Raw genomic sequence first — 12930 nt, 5'->3', positions numbered from 1 at the left:
ATCCGCTCTGCGCCCGCCAGCGGATCCATCGCCGCCATCAGGCCTCCGGCCAGACCGGCATACATGCCCGAGATGACGAACGCGGCCAGAGTGTAGGGACGCGGATTGAGACCGGTATAGTTCATGCGCTGCTGGTTCGATTTCACTGCCCGCAGCATCATGCCAAAGGGCGAGCGAAAGATGCGGATGGCCAGATAGAACATGACCATCATGATCACCGCGCACAGATAGTAGCCCGCGTTGAAATCGAAGCTCCAGGCGCCGAGGTCGAGCTTGTAGGTCGAGCGCATTGACAGGCCAAACAGATGCGGCATGTCGGGCAGGCTGTCACGGTGGAAGATCTGCGGGTCGTCGGCATAGACCTGAAGACCGGTTTCCCCGTTGGTCAGGTTGAACTTGGGGTTCGACAGCACCGAATAGGCCAGCGCAAAACTCATCTGCGCAAAGGCCAGTGTCAGGATCGAGAAGTAGATGCCCGAGCGTCGCAGGCTGACATAACCGATCAGGAGCGCGAAAAGCGCGGCCACGACGACACTCAGCGCGATGGCCGGGATCACGTTGTAGCTGAGCAGCTTGAACATCCACACGGCCGAGTAGGAGCCGACGCCCAGGAAGGCCGCGTGACCAAAGCTGAGATAGCCGGTCAGTCCGAACAGGATGTTGAAGCCGATGGCGAAGATGCCGAAGATCACGAACCGCTGCATCAGGTCGGGATAGCCTGCGTTGAACTGCGCCATGGCGCTTCCGGTCGGGAAGGGGTTCAGGATGAACGGCGCCAGCAGGGTGAGGATCGCCACGATGAGCAGAAGCGAGGTGTCTTTCTTGTCCAGTCCCAGCATGGGTTAGTCCTCCATCACGCCCTTGCGGCCCAACAGGCCCCGAGGACGGGTCAGCAGAATGATGATTGCGACCAGATAGATGATGATCTGGTTGATGCCCGGGATGGTGGTGGTGGCCCAGGTGGTCGAGGCAAAGCTCTCCAGTACACCCAGCAGGAACCCGGCCGCGACGGCGCCCGGCAGGCTGCCCATGCCGCCGACCACGACGACGACGAAGCTGAGCACCAGGAAATCCATCCCCATGTGATAGTTGGGCGGGTTGAGCGGCCCGTACATGACGCCCGCCAAACCGGCGACACCGGCGGCGATGCCGAACATGATGGTGAACCGCTTGTCGATATTGATGCCCAAAAGGCCCACGGTCTCGCGATCCGCCATGCCTGCGCGCACCACCATGCCGAATGTGGTAAATTGCAGAAAGGCAAAGACGCCGCCGATGATCACCGCTGCAAAAGCGAAATAGACGAGGCGCCAGATCGGATAGATGATCGCGTTCGGATCAAAACCCAGGATCAGCCCGATGTCGAGCGAGCCCTTGAGCGCCGAGGGTTCCGGCGTCTGGATTGGGTTGGCGCCGAAGAAATACTTGATGATCTCCTGCAACACGATGGCCAGGCCAAATGTGACAAGGATCTGGTCGGCATGGGGGCGCTTGTAGAAATGCTTGATCAAACCGCGTTCCATCGCATAGCCGATGAACAGCATGATCGGGATGGCGAAAATCACCGCCAGCGGCACCGACCAGTCGATGATCGCGGCGCCGGTCTCGGGCCCGAACCAGGAATGAACATAGGGCGTATCGACTTTCAGAGGATTGCCGAGGAAATCCTTCTGTGTTTCGTCGATGGTCTGAAAACTCAGGTTGAGAATGCGTTGCAGCATGACGGCGCAGAACGCCCCGATCATGAACAACGCGCCATGGGCGAAGTTGACGACGCCCAGTGTCCCGAAGATCAGCGTCAGGCCCAGCGCGATCAGCGCATAGGCAGAGCCCTTGTCGAGCCCGTTTAGAATTTGCAGCAGGATTGCGTCCATCGTCCCCACCCTTGGCTGGTACTGATTGCTCTTCCCGATGCGTGATCGGGAAGAGCAAGGTCACGACATTTCAAGACTTGTCGTCGAAAGGTCCGGTTGCCTGATCAGGCGCCCGGGTTGCACTGACCTAGCGTGGCCTCGTCGCCACCGAACATCGGGTGGTTCGGCGGATACATGACCTGCTCGACCGGGGTGACCTCGACGATTTCCAGCGTGTCATAGGCGTTGGTCGGGTTCTGCGCACCGCGCACCACCAGAACGTCCTTGAAGCACTGATGGTCTTCGGCGCGATAAAGCGTCTTACCGTTGCCCAGTCCGTCGAATTCGAAGCCTTCCAGCGCCTCGACCACACCGCAGGGGTTGAAGGTTCCGGCCCGCTCGCAGGCATCGGCATAAAGCAGAACCTGAGCATAGCAGGTCTGGGCCGAGTTCGACGGCGGCTTGCCGTATTTCTCGCCGAACGATTTGACGAAGGCGCGCGAGCCCTCATTGTCGAGCTGCCAGTTGTAGTTCATCGAGCCCAGAACGCCCTTGATGTTGTCGCCGGCACCGGCGGCCATCAGTTCCGAATAGAGCGGCACGACGATCTTGAAGTCCTTGCCGTTGGCGACCTTGTCCAGCAGGCCGAACTGGATGGCGTTGGTCAGCGAGTTGACCATGTTGCCGCCATAGTGGTTCAGAACCAGCACGTCGGCGCCCGAGTTCAGGACCGGCGCGATGTAGGACGAGAAATCGGTCGAGGCAAGCGGGGTCTTGACCGTGTTCACGGTTTCCCAGCCCAGTGCCTCGGTCGAGGCCACGATCGACTCTTCCTGGGTCCAGCCCCAGTTGTAGTCGGCGGTCAGGTGATAGGCGCGGCGATCTGCGCCCATCTCCTTGGCCAGCACCGGCGCCAGCGCGGCACCCGACATGTAGGCGTTGAAGAAATGGCGAAAGCCATTGGCCTTGCGGTCCTTGCCTGTGGTGTCGTTGGCATGGGTCAGGCCGGCCATGAAGATCACGCCGGCATCCTGGCACAGGCCCTGCACGGCCACGGCCACGCCCGAGGACGAGCCGCCGTTGATCATGATGGCGCCGTCCTTTTCGATCATCGACTTGGCCGATGCGCGGGCGGCGTCCGACTTGGTCTGGGTGTCGCCGGTCACGAACTGGACCTTCTTACCCAGGATGCCGTTGCCCTTGAGTGCCTTCGAGGTGAAGGTGTTCAGGCATCCGCCGTCGCCCATCCCGTTCAGATGCTCGACCGCCAGCTGCTGGGCCAGCAATTCGTCATTGCCTTCATCCGCATAGGGGCCGGTTTGGGGCACGTTGAAACCCAGGGTGACGGTGCCACCGGTGGGTTCGTTGGTATAAGCGGCGGCCGAAGAGGCGGTGAAGATCGTCGGCAGGGCCACACCGGCCCCGGCAACCGCACCGGTCTTGAGCACGCCCCGACGCGTGACTTGGTTCTTGGACATGTTTTCCTCCCAAAAGATTGCGTGCGCGGCGGCTCCTCTTCCGCGATGCGCAGGCACATGTGTGCAAAAGCAGTATGGTGGGCGATTGGAAAATTACGCAATAACCCCTTTAAACCGAAAGAAAATTCTGTAAATCTCTCAACACGGATTCCGGGGGTGATGTAAAAAACCTTATGTCGCGCCGCAGAAACCCGTTGATTTTTATTCACATTCCGGGAACGGGATACCATGGCACGCGACACATTGACGGGCAGTCGAATCCGCGAGCGGCGGCTGATGACCGGCCTCAGGCAGGCCGACTTGGCCCGCAAGGTGGATATTTCCGCCTCCTATCTCAACCTGATCGAGCACAACCGGCGCAGAATCGGCGGTAAACTGCTGGTCGATATCGCGGCTGCACTGTCGGTCGAGCCTTCGATGCTGACCGAGGGTGCCGAGGCGGCGTTGCTGGCGACGCTGCGCGAGGCGGCCGCCGATGCCGGTTCCACCGCCGCCGAGGCGGACCGGGTCGATGAATTCGCGGGCCGCTTTCCTGGCTGGGCCGAGGTTCTGGCGCGGCTTTTCCGGCGCGTCGGGTCGCTGGAACGCACGGTCGAGACTTTGTCTGATCGGCTGACGCATGACCCGCATCTTGCCGCGTCGCTGCACGAGGTGCTGTCGACCGCTGCCGCGATCCGCTCGACGGCGGCGATTCTTGCCGAACCGGGAGAGCTGGAGGCGGAATGGCGGGACCGGTTCCATCGCAACCTGCATCAGGACGCCGAGCGTCTGGCAGAAAGCTCTAAATCGCTGGTGGGCTGGCTTGACGACAGCGAGGCGGGCGAGGATCGCACCGGTGTCCCGGTCGAGCAGGTCGAGGCCTTTGTCGCCGGACGCGGTCACCATTTCACCGAACTTGAAAAGGGCGGCTCGGTTGCGGATGTGCCGCTCGAGAATCTGGCCTCGGGCGCCGCGCGCGAAATCGCGCGCTCGATGCTTGCGGTCTATGCCGCCGATGCGCGTGCCATGCCGCTGCCCGAGATGGTCTCGGCGCTGGATGTTCTGGGGCTCGATCCGGTCGCGCTTGCGCGACGCTTTGGCGTGGGGCTGCCTGCGATGTTCCGGCGCCTCGCCAGCCTGCCCGAAGGCGTGTTGCCACACGAAGCCGGGCTGGTGATCTGTGACGCCTCGGGCAGTATCCTGTTTCGCAAGCCGGTGACCGGTTTCGCCTTGCCCAGGCATGGCGAATCCTGCCCGCTCTGGCCGCTTTACGCCGCTCTTGGCCGACCGCTTGCCCCGATCCGCCGGCGAGTGTCGCAGCTGGGGCGAAACGCGGCAGAGTTCGATTGCCTTGCCGTCGCCTGGCCTGAAGGTATGCCCGATTTCGACAGTGATCCGGTGATCCGTTCCATCATGCTAATTCTGCCGGTGCCCACTGCCGAGCGCGGACGGCAGGCGGCGCAGCCGGTCGGCGCATCGTGCCGTGTGTGCCCTCGCCGCGATTGCGCCGCGCGCCGTGAACCATCAATCCTGTCCGAAGGGTTTTGACAGGCCCCTGACCGCGGGTCTAATCTGAAATCGGGAAAACGAGCGGGCAGCAGTCCGCCACCTTTTTGGGGGAGGAAGGGGCAAGGATGAGCCGACGGCTTCTGCTGATCGAAGACGAGCCTAACATCGCCGAAGCGATCCGTTTCCTGCTCACGCGCGATGGCTGGCAGGTTGAAACGCACGAGGACGGGGCGGATGCGGTCGAGAAGATTACCACCGCCGCGCCTGATCTGGTGATCCTGGACGTGATGCTGCCGGGCAAGAGCGGCATGGATATCCTGCGAGAATTGCGCGAACGAGTTGCGACGCGGGATCTGCCGGTGCTGATGCTGACTGCGCGTGGCCAGTCGCGCGATCGCGACATGGCGGAAAAGGCCGGGGTCAGCCGGTTCATGACCAAACCCTTTTCCAATGCCGAGGTGCTGACAGCGGTGCGCGATCTGCACGCGCAGGCATCGCGCCCATGAGCCGGTCCTCAGGCGAGGGGACCGGGCGCACCCCTGTTCAGCCGCCGCCCGTGTTTCTTGAGCGGCAAAGCTATCGCCGCCGCCGCCTGATGGATGCTGCGCGCCTGTTGCCGCTGATGGGGGCGGCGCTGTTTGCCGTTCCACTGCTCTGGCCATCCGAGGGAGCAGGCACCGTGCGGATGTCGGCGGCCATCACATATGTGTTCGGCGTCTGGGCCATCCTGATCGCGGTCAGCGCCCTGTTCGGACGCGCCACGCGTCAGAGTGGCGGTCATCAGATCGGGCAGGAGACCGAGCGGTGACCTCTCTCAACGTCCTGGTCGCGGTCTGCATGGCCTATGTGATCCTGCTGTTCGGGGTCGCATTTGCCGCGGACCGGTTGTCCTCGACTGGGCGCACAACCTGGCTGCGCTCGCCGCTGGTCTACACCCTGTCGCTGTCGATCTACTGCACGGCATGGACCTTTTATGGCGCCGTGGGTTATGCGGCGCGGTCGGGGCTGGAATTTGTCACCATCTACCTGGGGCCGACGCTGGTGATGATCGGCTGGTGGTGGGGTTTGCGCAAGCTGGTGCGGGTGGGCCGCTCGCAGCGGGTCACCTCGATCGCCGACCTGATCTCGTCGCGCTATGGCAAGTCGAACACGCTGGCGGTCTGTGTTACCCTCTTGGCCGTGATCGGCGTCACCCCCTATATCGCGCTGCAACTCCAGTCGATCACCCTCAGTTTCAATATCTTTGCCGAGGCCGATCCGGTCAGCCGCCCCGGCGAGGGTTCCAGCGCCTTCTGGGTGGCGGGCGGACTGGCGGTGTTCGCGATCCTGTTCGGAACCCGCAACCTGGACGCAAACGAGCGCCATCATGGTGTGGTCACCGCCGTCGCCATCGAGGCTATGGTCAAACTGGTTGCATTGCTCGCGGTGGGCATCTTCGTGGTCTGGGGTATCGCCGGCGGTCTGGGCGATACATTCGCCCGCATCGACGCCTCGGAAATCGGAGTCTGGCAGGTCGACCACGGGCGCTGGGCGACCATCACCTTTCTGGCGGCGGCGGCCTTTGTCTGCCTGCCACGCATGTTCCAGGTGATGGTTGTCGAGAACGATGACGAACGTCATTTGCGCACCGCCGCCTGGGCCTTTCCGCTTTACCTGATGCTGATGAGCCTTTTCGTGGTCCCCATCGCTGTGGTCGGGCTGGAGATCATGCCCGAGGGGTCCAATCCGGATATGTTCGTGCTGACGATCCCGCTGGCACAGGGGCAGGAGACACTGGCCATGCTGTCCTTTCTGGGCGGGTTTTCCTCGGCGACCTCGATGGTGATCGTTGCGGCCATGGCATTGTCGACCATGGTGTCGAACCATATCGTGATGCCGATCTGGCTGAACGCCCAGGGCAGCGGCGCCTCGGTCTCGGGGGATGTTCGTTCGGTGGTGCTCTATGCCCGGCGGGTGTCGATCGCAGCGGTTCTGGCGCTTGGCTATTTCTACTATCGCCTGTCGGGTGGCGGCGCGGCGCTGGCCTCGATCGGGCTCATTGCCTTTGCCGGTATTGCCCAGATCCTGCCGGCGCTGGTGGGTGGTCTGTTCTGGCGCGGCGCCACCCGCACCGGTGCGCTGGTCGGGCTGACAGTGGGATTTGTTCTCTGGCTCTATACCCTGCTGCTGCCCGGAATGGGCGCCGGGGTGATCGCGCCTTCGGTGATGGAGTACGGGCTCTTCGGCCTCTCGTGGTTGCGCCCACAGGCGCTGTTCGGCATTGATGGGCTCGACCCGATGGTGCATTCGGTGATGTGGTCACTGTCGCTGAACACCGCCGCCTTCTGTATCGCTTCTCTGCTGAGTTTTCCCAGCCCGCTGGAGCGGTTGCAGGGCGCGCAGTTCGTCAACGTGTTCGACCATTCCGCCGGGCCGCGAGGGTGGACCGGGTCCGTTGCGCAAAGCGAGGACCTGATGATCATGTCGCAGCGGATCATGGGCGCGCGCGAGGCGCAGGAGTTCTTTCATTCCGAGGCGGTGGCGCAGGGCAGCCGCGCCTATCTGCCCGAGCCGAACCCGGCCTTTCTGGAGCGGCTGGAGCGGGAACTCAGCGGTTCGGTCGGGGCGGCCACGGCCCATGCGATGATCGGTCAGATCGTCGGCGGTTCGTCGGTCTCGGTCGAGGACCTGCTGGCGGTGGCCGATGAATCCGCGCAGCTGCTTGAGTATTCCAGCCGGCTTGAGGCGAAATCGGCCGAGCTGAGCCGCACCGCACGCAAATTGCGCGAGGCAAACGAGAAACTGACCCAGATCTCGCTGCAAAAGGACGCGTTCCTGAGCCAGATCAGCCACGAATTGCGCACGCCGATGACCTCGATCCGGGCGTTTTCCGAGATTCTGCGCGATACTGACGGACTCGAGCCGGTGGAAAAGACCCGCTACGCCACCATCATCCATGACGAGGCGCTGCGACTGACGCGGCTGTTGGACGACCTGCTGGACCTGAGCGTGCTGGAAAACGGTCAGGTCACGCTGAACATGGGGCAGGGGCGGTTGGTGGATATCCTCGACCGCGCCGTGGCGACGGCGTTGACGGGCACAGACAGGGCGCTGCGGGTGCGGCGTCATCGCGGGGCCGAGCGGATTGCGCTGCGCACCGATCTGGACCGGCTGTCGCAGGTGTTCATCAACCTGATTTCGAACGCGCAGAAATATTGCGATGCGGCCGACCCCGAACTGACGATCACCGTGCATGACGTGGGCGGGCGGATCGTGGTCGACCTGATCGACAATGGTGGGGGAATCCCGCTGGATGCCCGCAAGATGGTGTTCGAGAAATTCGCACGTGTCAGCGCCGAAAAGGCCGGCGGAGCCGGCCTGGGCCTGGCGATCTGCAGCGAGATCATGCAGCGGTTGGGGGGCGATGTCAGCTATCTTTCGGGGCAGGAAGGCGGCGCGTTCCGTGTCAGCCTGCCGGTCGGCATGGAAATCGCTGCGCAATAGATCGTCGTAAAGAGCTTGGTAACGCTTGCCGCGCTACACCTGTCTGGTGACTGAGGCGGAGCGGCAGGCAAAGCGCATGTGATGGCGACGGACACGGAAAACAAGACGGTTCTGGAGCGGAAACTGGCCCTGGCACGGGACGAGCGGCAGGGTGACACCCGCTCGATCCTGCGCGCACTGCGCCTGGCGCTGGCCCGCGCCGCGGACGAGGCGGTGGGACTGGCCATGTCGGTCATCGGGGCGACCCAGGCCCGGCGCGAGCTGGACGAACTGGGCCGCGCGGTGGCCGAGGACCGGCTTTACCTGATGCTATCGGGGCCAGAGGGCGCGTTGGGAGCGGCCTGTATCGATCGCGCTTGCGTCTCCGCTATACTGCAACAGCAGACAATGGGGCAGGTTGTGGCCGGAGGCGGTGTCGAACGCTCGTTCACCGGAACCGACGCGGCCATGGTGGCGCCGCTGTTCGATGCGCTGCTGCCGCGGGCCCATGACATGGTCGAGCAGCCTGCCGACCGCGCCTGTCTCGCGGGGTTCGAATTCTGTGCGCGTGCGGAAAGCCGCAGGGCCCTGTTGCTGTTGCTGGAAAATGATCTTTATCGGGTGTTCGATCTGACGGCCGAGATTGCCGGAGGCAAGGCCCAGGGGCAGATCACCCTTATCCTGCCTGAGCGGTCCGAGGCGGATCTGGCTGTCGCCGAAGGGGCGACCGCATCCAAGGGCCGTCATCTGGACACGGCCTTTGGCGTGGTCCGGGCCGAGCTGGATGCGGTGATCTCGCGCATCCGCCTGCCTCTGGCTGCCTTTGCCGGGATGCAGCCCGGCGACCTGCTGCCGCTGGTGGGGCTGAAGCTCGACAAGACCGAAATCGTAACCATCGAGGGACGGCAGGTGGCGCTGGCCCGGTTGGGCCAGTGCCGGGGCATGCGGGCGGTACGGCTGAACGAGAAACTGCCCGAACCCGAACGGATTGAACAGGGGTCTGACGGGTTTCTGGCACACAAGCCCAGCGATGGGCCGAGGCCTGAAACTCCGTCGGAGCCGGATGTGATCGACCACGAGACGCACCCGCGCGCGCGTGCACGCCGCCGCGCCGAGGATTACGAGGATGTCGATCCCGATACCGAGAGTGAAATGGATGCTCTCTCGGAATACGACCTGCCTGCGCTGAGCGCCGACCAGGTCGCTTCGGAAATCGCCGAACTGGCGGGGTTGCAGCAAGAGGAGGAGGTGGCCCAACCCCGCTAATCCGGTGGGGAAGGCGGGATTAGCCCTGTGCTGCCGCGATTTCTTCCAACCGTGGACGCAGTGCGTCGAGCTGATACCCTGCCGCTGCAGTCTTGCTCAACACTGCGTCGGCGCCGAGCGCGCCGCAGTGACCCAGCGCCCAGACCACGGAACACCGGGTACCCGAGGCGCAATAGGCCAGAACCGGGCCGCTGGCAGTCTCGGCCAGCGCGCTCTGCCGCGCCACGTTTTCCGGTGTCATGGTTTGATGGGTCAGCTCCAGCACCTCGAAATCCAGCCCCGCCGCGCGCGCGGCCACGCCGATGGCTTCGGCCTGATGGCTGGGCGGCACCTCGGCATCGGGGCGGTTGCAGATGATCCGGGTGAAACCGGCGGCTGCGATGGCGGGAATGTCCTCGACCGAAATCTGCGGCGAGACGGCGTAGCGGGGGGTGATCGGTCGAATATCCATATCCGCTCCTTAGGCCGTTGCCGCAAGCCTGTCCAGTTGCGTGCCGACGCGAGGTGCAAGCGCCATGCCCGCCAGCATCGCAACCAGGAAAATCAGCCCGCCGACGCCACCATAGCTGAGCGAGGCGATGGCCGGGCCGGGGCACAGCCCGGCCAGGCCCCAGCCCATGCCGAACAGCACCGATCCGGTGATCAGGCGATGATCCATTTCGGGTCGCGGCAGCGCCGGAAAGCTGCCACCCGCCAACGGTTTGCGCCCCTCGGTCAGGCGCCAGGCCAGCAGCATCGGCAGGATGGCGCCGCCCATCACAAAGGCCAGCGTCGGGTCCCAGTCGCCGAACACATCCAGCCAACCCTGTACCTTGCGCGTATCGGTCATGCCCGAGACAAAGAGACCGCCGCCAAACAGCGCCCCGGCGACAAGCGAAATCAGCAAGCGCATCAGATCACCCCCAGGACATGGCGGAAGATCGCCAGCGTCAGACCGCCGGCGAGGATGTAGAACACGGTCGCCACGATACCACGCAGCGAGAACCGCGAGATGCCGCAGACCCCGTGGCCAGAGGTGCAACCATTGGCGATACGGGTGCCGACCCCGACCAGCAAGCCTGCGGCCACGATGACCCAGATATCGCTGGTCACATGCGTGCCGATCTCGACACTGTAGAGCGGCCACAGCACCAGCGGCGCCACCACGACGCCGAAGAGGAACACCGCCCGTTCAACCCAGTTGCTGCGGCCGGTCCCGTCGATCAGGCCGCCCAGAATGCCGCTGGCCCCCATGATGCGGCCATTGCCCAGCAGATAGACCGCGCCGCCAGTGCCGATCAACAGCCCGCCGACCAGACCCCAAATCCAATCCGTTTCCATTATTACCACGTTCCCTGTTCGCGCTTGATCGGACCGCCGGTCAGAGCTTGTTGACCGGCAGTTTCAGAAAGACGTTGCCCTGTTCATCGGCTGGTGGCATCTGGCCCGCGCGCATGTTCACCTGCAACGAGGGCAGGATCAGCCGCGGCATGCCCAGCGTTGCATCGCGTGCGTCGCGCATCTGGACGAACTCTTCGACGCCGCGGCCCTGGCCGATATGGATGTTCAGCGCCTTCTGCTCGCCCACCGTGGTTTCCCAGGCATATTCGTCACGTCCCGGCGCCTTGTAGTCATGGCCGACAAAAATGCGGGTTTCGTCCGGCAGGGCCAGAATCTTCTGGATCGACTGGTAGAGCGTTGCAGACGAGCCGCCGGGGAAATCGCAGCGCGCGGTGCCAAAGTCGGGCATGAACAGCGTATCGCCAACAAAGGCCGCATCACCGATCACATAGGTCAGGCAGGCCGGCGTGTGGCCGGGTGTGTGTAGCACGTCGCCGCGCATCTGGCCGATGTGAAAACTGTCACCCTCGCGGAACAGCGCGTCGAACTGGCTGCCGTCGCGCTGGAATTCGGTGCCCTCGTTGAACACCTTGCCGAACGTGTCCTGCACGACGGTGATGTTGGCGCCGATGCCGATCTTGCCGCCCAGCCGCTCTTGCAGATAGGGGGCGGCGGACAGGTGATCGGCATGAACGTGGCTTTCGAGGACCCACTCGACATTCAGACCCTCTGCGGTGACGTAGTCCACGATCGCATCGGCAGATGTGGTGTTTGTCCGGCCAGAGGCGTGGTCGAAATCCAGAACGCTGTCGACGATGGCGCAGGCGCGGCCGTCGGGCTCGCGCACCACATAGGACACCGTAAAGGTGGCTTCGTCGAAGAAGGCTTTTACGAAGGGGGTCATGACGGACTCCTGTTGGTTTCTCGGATCATATGGTAAATTGTGAATATGATGCAACTCCCATGTGCCACTTTTCTATATCCTGGGCGTTTTGATGTCGGTCAATGTGCGCGAACGGGTGCTGTGCAAGGATGCGGCAATCGCCACGAAAACAGGCATATCCGCCCTTTCGGCCAGGAGATGGGGCCGAATGTCCGGGAAATTTCTTAAGCCTGTTACGCGGCTGTGGCAGATTCGGTTCCGATACAGGGGAGAAGATACATGACAGCACAGGATCTATATCACGCCGCCGAACGTCTGGAACGACGCGTTACGGGTGCGCCGCTGAGTATCCGGCTCGAGGTGCAGCCGGAATTCAGCCGGGTCGTGGACCGCATGCGGCAGCATGGGCTGAAGGTGCCTGCGCGCCTGCGCCAGCTTGACGCGGCGCTGTGCGAGGATGCGGTCGAGGCGCGGTTCGACAATATGCCGGTCTGATTTACAGGTCTGGGCGCGTCGCGCTCAGCCCAGCGAAATCCCGACCATCACCATCATCAACCCGATGACGGACAGGAACAGCGCGCCCAGGTTCCACGGCAGCACCGCCTGAACTGCGGCGCGTAGTTCATCGTCGCTCAGCCCTGCCTTGCGGGCACGGTTGACGCGCAGGATGCACCAGACCAGCCCGGCCAGCCCGAGCAGCGACAGGGCGGCGCCCGTCCAGATGATGATGTCGAACAGCATGACCGCGCCCCGTCTGTTACGCCAGTTGCGCGCTCGCGTTACCGCATCGGCCCATCCGGCGCAACCGGCGGGAAATGATCCTTGCAGGCGAACCGGCGCCGCGTTATCCCGCTCGTCGCCGCATAACGCACCGATGGAGATCGCACCGATGGATCAGCCCCAATCAGACGCCAATTACGGGATCGCCGCAGGCGAGTTGCGCCAGTTCATCGAACGGATCGAGCGACTGGAGCAGGAAAAGAAAGATATCGCCGACCAGCAGAAAGAGGTGATGGCCGAGGCCAAGGCGCGCGGTTACGACACCAAGGTCATGCGCAAGATCGTCGCCCTGCGCAAGCGCGACAAGGACGACATCGCCGAGGAAGAAGCGGTGCTGGAGATGTACAAGGCGGCGCTGGGTATGGCCTGAGTCGCGCGCCCGATGGCCCGTCCGCAACAG

General features: G+C 63.5%; 15 protein-coding genes. 7 read left to right on the top strand and 8 right to left on the bottom strand.

Annotated features, from left to right (window positions below; all coding sequences use genetic code 11):
* The 3 genes from AC2FNA_RS05420 to AC2FNA_RS05410 form a co-directional block, all read right to left on the bottom strand.
* On the bottom strand, nt 1-839 hold an 839-nt coding region (locus tag AC2FNA_RS05420), incomplete at its 3' end, for a branched-chain amino acid ABC transporter permease (RefSeq protein ID WP_496825037.1).
* A 3-nt stretch (nt 840-842) separates the two neighbouring features.
* On the bottom strand, nt 843-1874 hold the full coding sequence (locus AC2FNA_RS05415) for a branched-chain amino acid ABC transporter permease (protein ID WP_496825036.1): 1032 nt from the start codon (nt 1872-1874) through the stop codon (nt 843-845).
* A 104-nt stretch (nt 1875-1978) separates the two neighbouring features.
* The gene (locus AC2FNA_RS05410) at nt 1979-3331 is read right to left on the bottom strand and encodes a substrate-binding protein (RefSeq protein WP_496825035.1); all 1353 of its coding nucleotides are present in this window, start codon (nt 3329-3331) and stop codon (nt 1979-1981) included.
* 228 nt (nt 3332-3559) lie between these two features.
* Here AC2FNA_RS05410 and AC2FNA_RS05405 point away from each other — a divergent pair, with 228 nt between their 5' ends.
* The 5 genes from AC2FNA_RS05405 to AC2FNA_RS05385 all read left to right on the top strand — a co-directional run bounded on the left by AC2FNA_RS05405 (nt 3560) and on the right by AC2FNA_RS05385 (nt 9547).
* A complete protein-coding gene (locus AC2FNA_RS05405) occupies nt 3560-4858 on the top strand; it encodes a short-chain fatty acyl-CoA regulator family protein (protein WP_496825034.1) in 1299 nt (432 codons plus the stop codon).
* Nucleotides 4859-4944: 86 nt separating this feature from the next.
* Nucleotides 4945-5325, top strand: coding sequence for a response regulator transcription factor (locus AC2FNA_RS05400; RefSeq protein ID WP_496825033.1), 381 nt, complete (start codon nt 4945-4947; stop codon nt 5323-5325).
* Entirely contained in the window at nt 5322-5627 is a 306-nt protein-coding gene (locus AC2FNA_RS05395) for a hypothetical protein (RefSeq protein ID WP_496825032.1), read from the top strand. Before AC2FNA_RS05400 ends, AC2FNA_RS05395 begins: the two co-directional genes overlap by 4 nt.
* Nucleotides 5624-8302 carry an ATP-binding protein gene (locus AC2FNA_RS05390; protein WP_496825031.1) on the top strand — a complete coding sequence of 893 codons (2679 nt, stop codon included), beginning with the start codon at nt 5624-5626 and terminating at the stop codon, nt 8300-8302. Before AC2FNA_RS05395 ends, AC2FNA_RS05390 begins: the two co-directional genes overlap by 4 nt.
* An 81-nt stretch (nt 8303-8383) precedes the next feature.
* On the top strand, nt 8384-9547 hold the full coding sequence (locus AC2FNA_RS05385) for a FliM/FliN family flagellar motor C-terminal domain-containing protein (protein ID WP_496825030.1): 1164 nt from the start codon (nt 8384-8386) through the stop codon (nt 9545-9547).
* Nucleotides 9548-9566: 19 nt separating this feature from the next.
* Here the strand turns inward: AC2FNA_RS05385 and AC2FNA_RS05380 are convergent, their stop codons facing one another.
* The 4 genes from AC2FNA_RS05380 to AC2FNA_RS05365 are packed head-to-tail and all read right to left on the bottom strand — an operon-like array spanning nt 9567 to nt 11771.
* Nucleotides 9567-9998: a protein tyrosine phosphatase family protein gene (locus AC2FNA_RS05380; protein WP_496825029.1), complete on the bottom strand. Its 432-nt coding sequence runs from the start codon at nt 9996-9998 to the stop codon at nt 9567-9569.
* A 9-nt stretch (nt 9999-10007) separates the two neighbouring features.
* On the bottom strand, nt 10008-10439 hold the full coding sequence (locus AC2FNA_RS05375; RefSeq protein WP_496825028.1) for a DUF6691 family protein: 432 nt from the start codon (nt 10437-10439) through the stop codon (nt 10008-10010).
* On the bottom strand, nt 10439-10867 hold the full coding sequence (locus AC2FNA_RS05370; RefSeq protein ID WP_496825027.1) for a YeeE/YedE family protein: 429 nt from the start codon (nt 10865-10867) through the stop codon (nt 10439-10441). Before AC2FNA_RS05370 ends, AC2FNA_RS05375 begins: the two co-directional genes overlap by 1 nt.
* Nucleotides 10868-10907: 40 nt before the next feature.
* Complete coding sequence (locus tag AC2FNA_RS05365) at nt 10908-11771, bottom strand: MBL fold metallo-hydrolase (RefSeq protein WP_496825026.1); 864 nt, start codon at nt 11769-11771, stop codon at nt 10908-10910.
* 258 nt (nt 11772-12029) lie between these two features.
* On the opposite strand from AC2FNA_RS05365, the gene AC2FNA_RS05360 reads away from it, so the two are divergent.
* A complete protein-coding gene (locus AC2FNA_RS05360) occupies nt 12030-12245 on the top strand; it encodes a hypothetical protein (protein ID WP_496825025.1) in 216 nt (71 codons plus the stop codon).
* 24 nt (nt 12246-12269) lie between these two features.
* Here AC2FNA_RS05360 and AC2FNA_RS05355 read toward each other — a convergent pair whose 3' ends face one another.
* Nucleotides 12270-12491, bottom strand: coding sequence for a hypothetical protein (locus AC2FNA_RS05355; protein WP_439653283.1), 222 nt, complete (start codon nt 12489-12491; stop codon nt 12270-12272).
* Nucleotides 12492-12639: 148 nt separating this feature from the next.
* Here AC2FNA_RS05355 and AC2FNA_RS05350 point away from each other — a divergent pair, with 148 nt between their 5' ends.
* A complete protein-coding gene (locus tag AC2FNA_RS05350) occupies nt 12640-12900 on the top strand; it encodes a DUF2312 domain-containing protein (RefSeq protein WP_011046781.1) in 261 nt (86 codons plus the stop codon).
* Nucleotides 12901-12930 lie beyond the last annotated feature (30 nt).

The sequence above is a fragment of the Ruegeria sp. YKSD163 genome, assembly GCF_059612905.1.
Note: the sequence above shows the minus strand (reverse complement) of the source record. Positions and strands in the feature narration are given on the sequence as shown.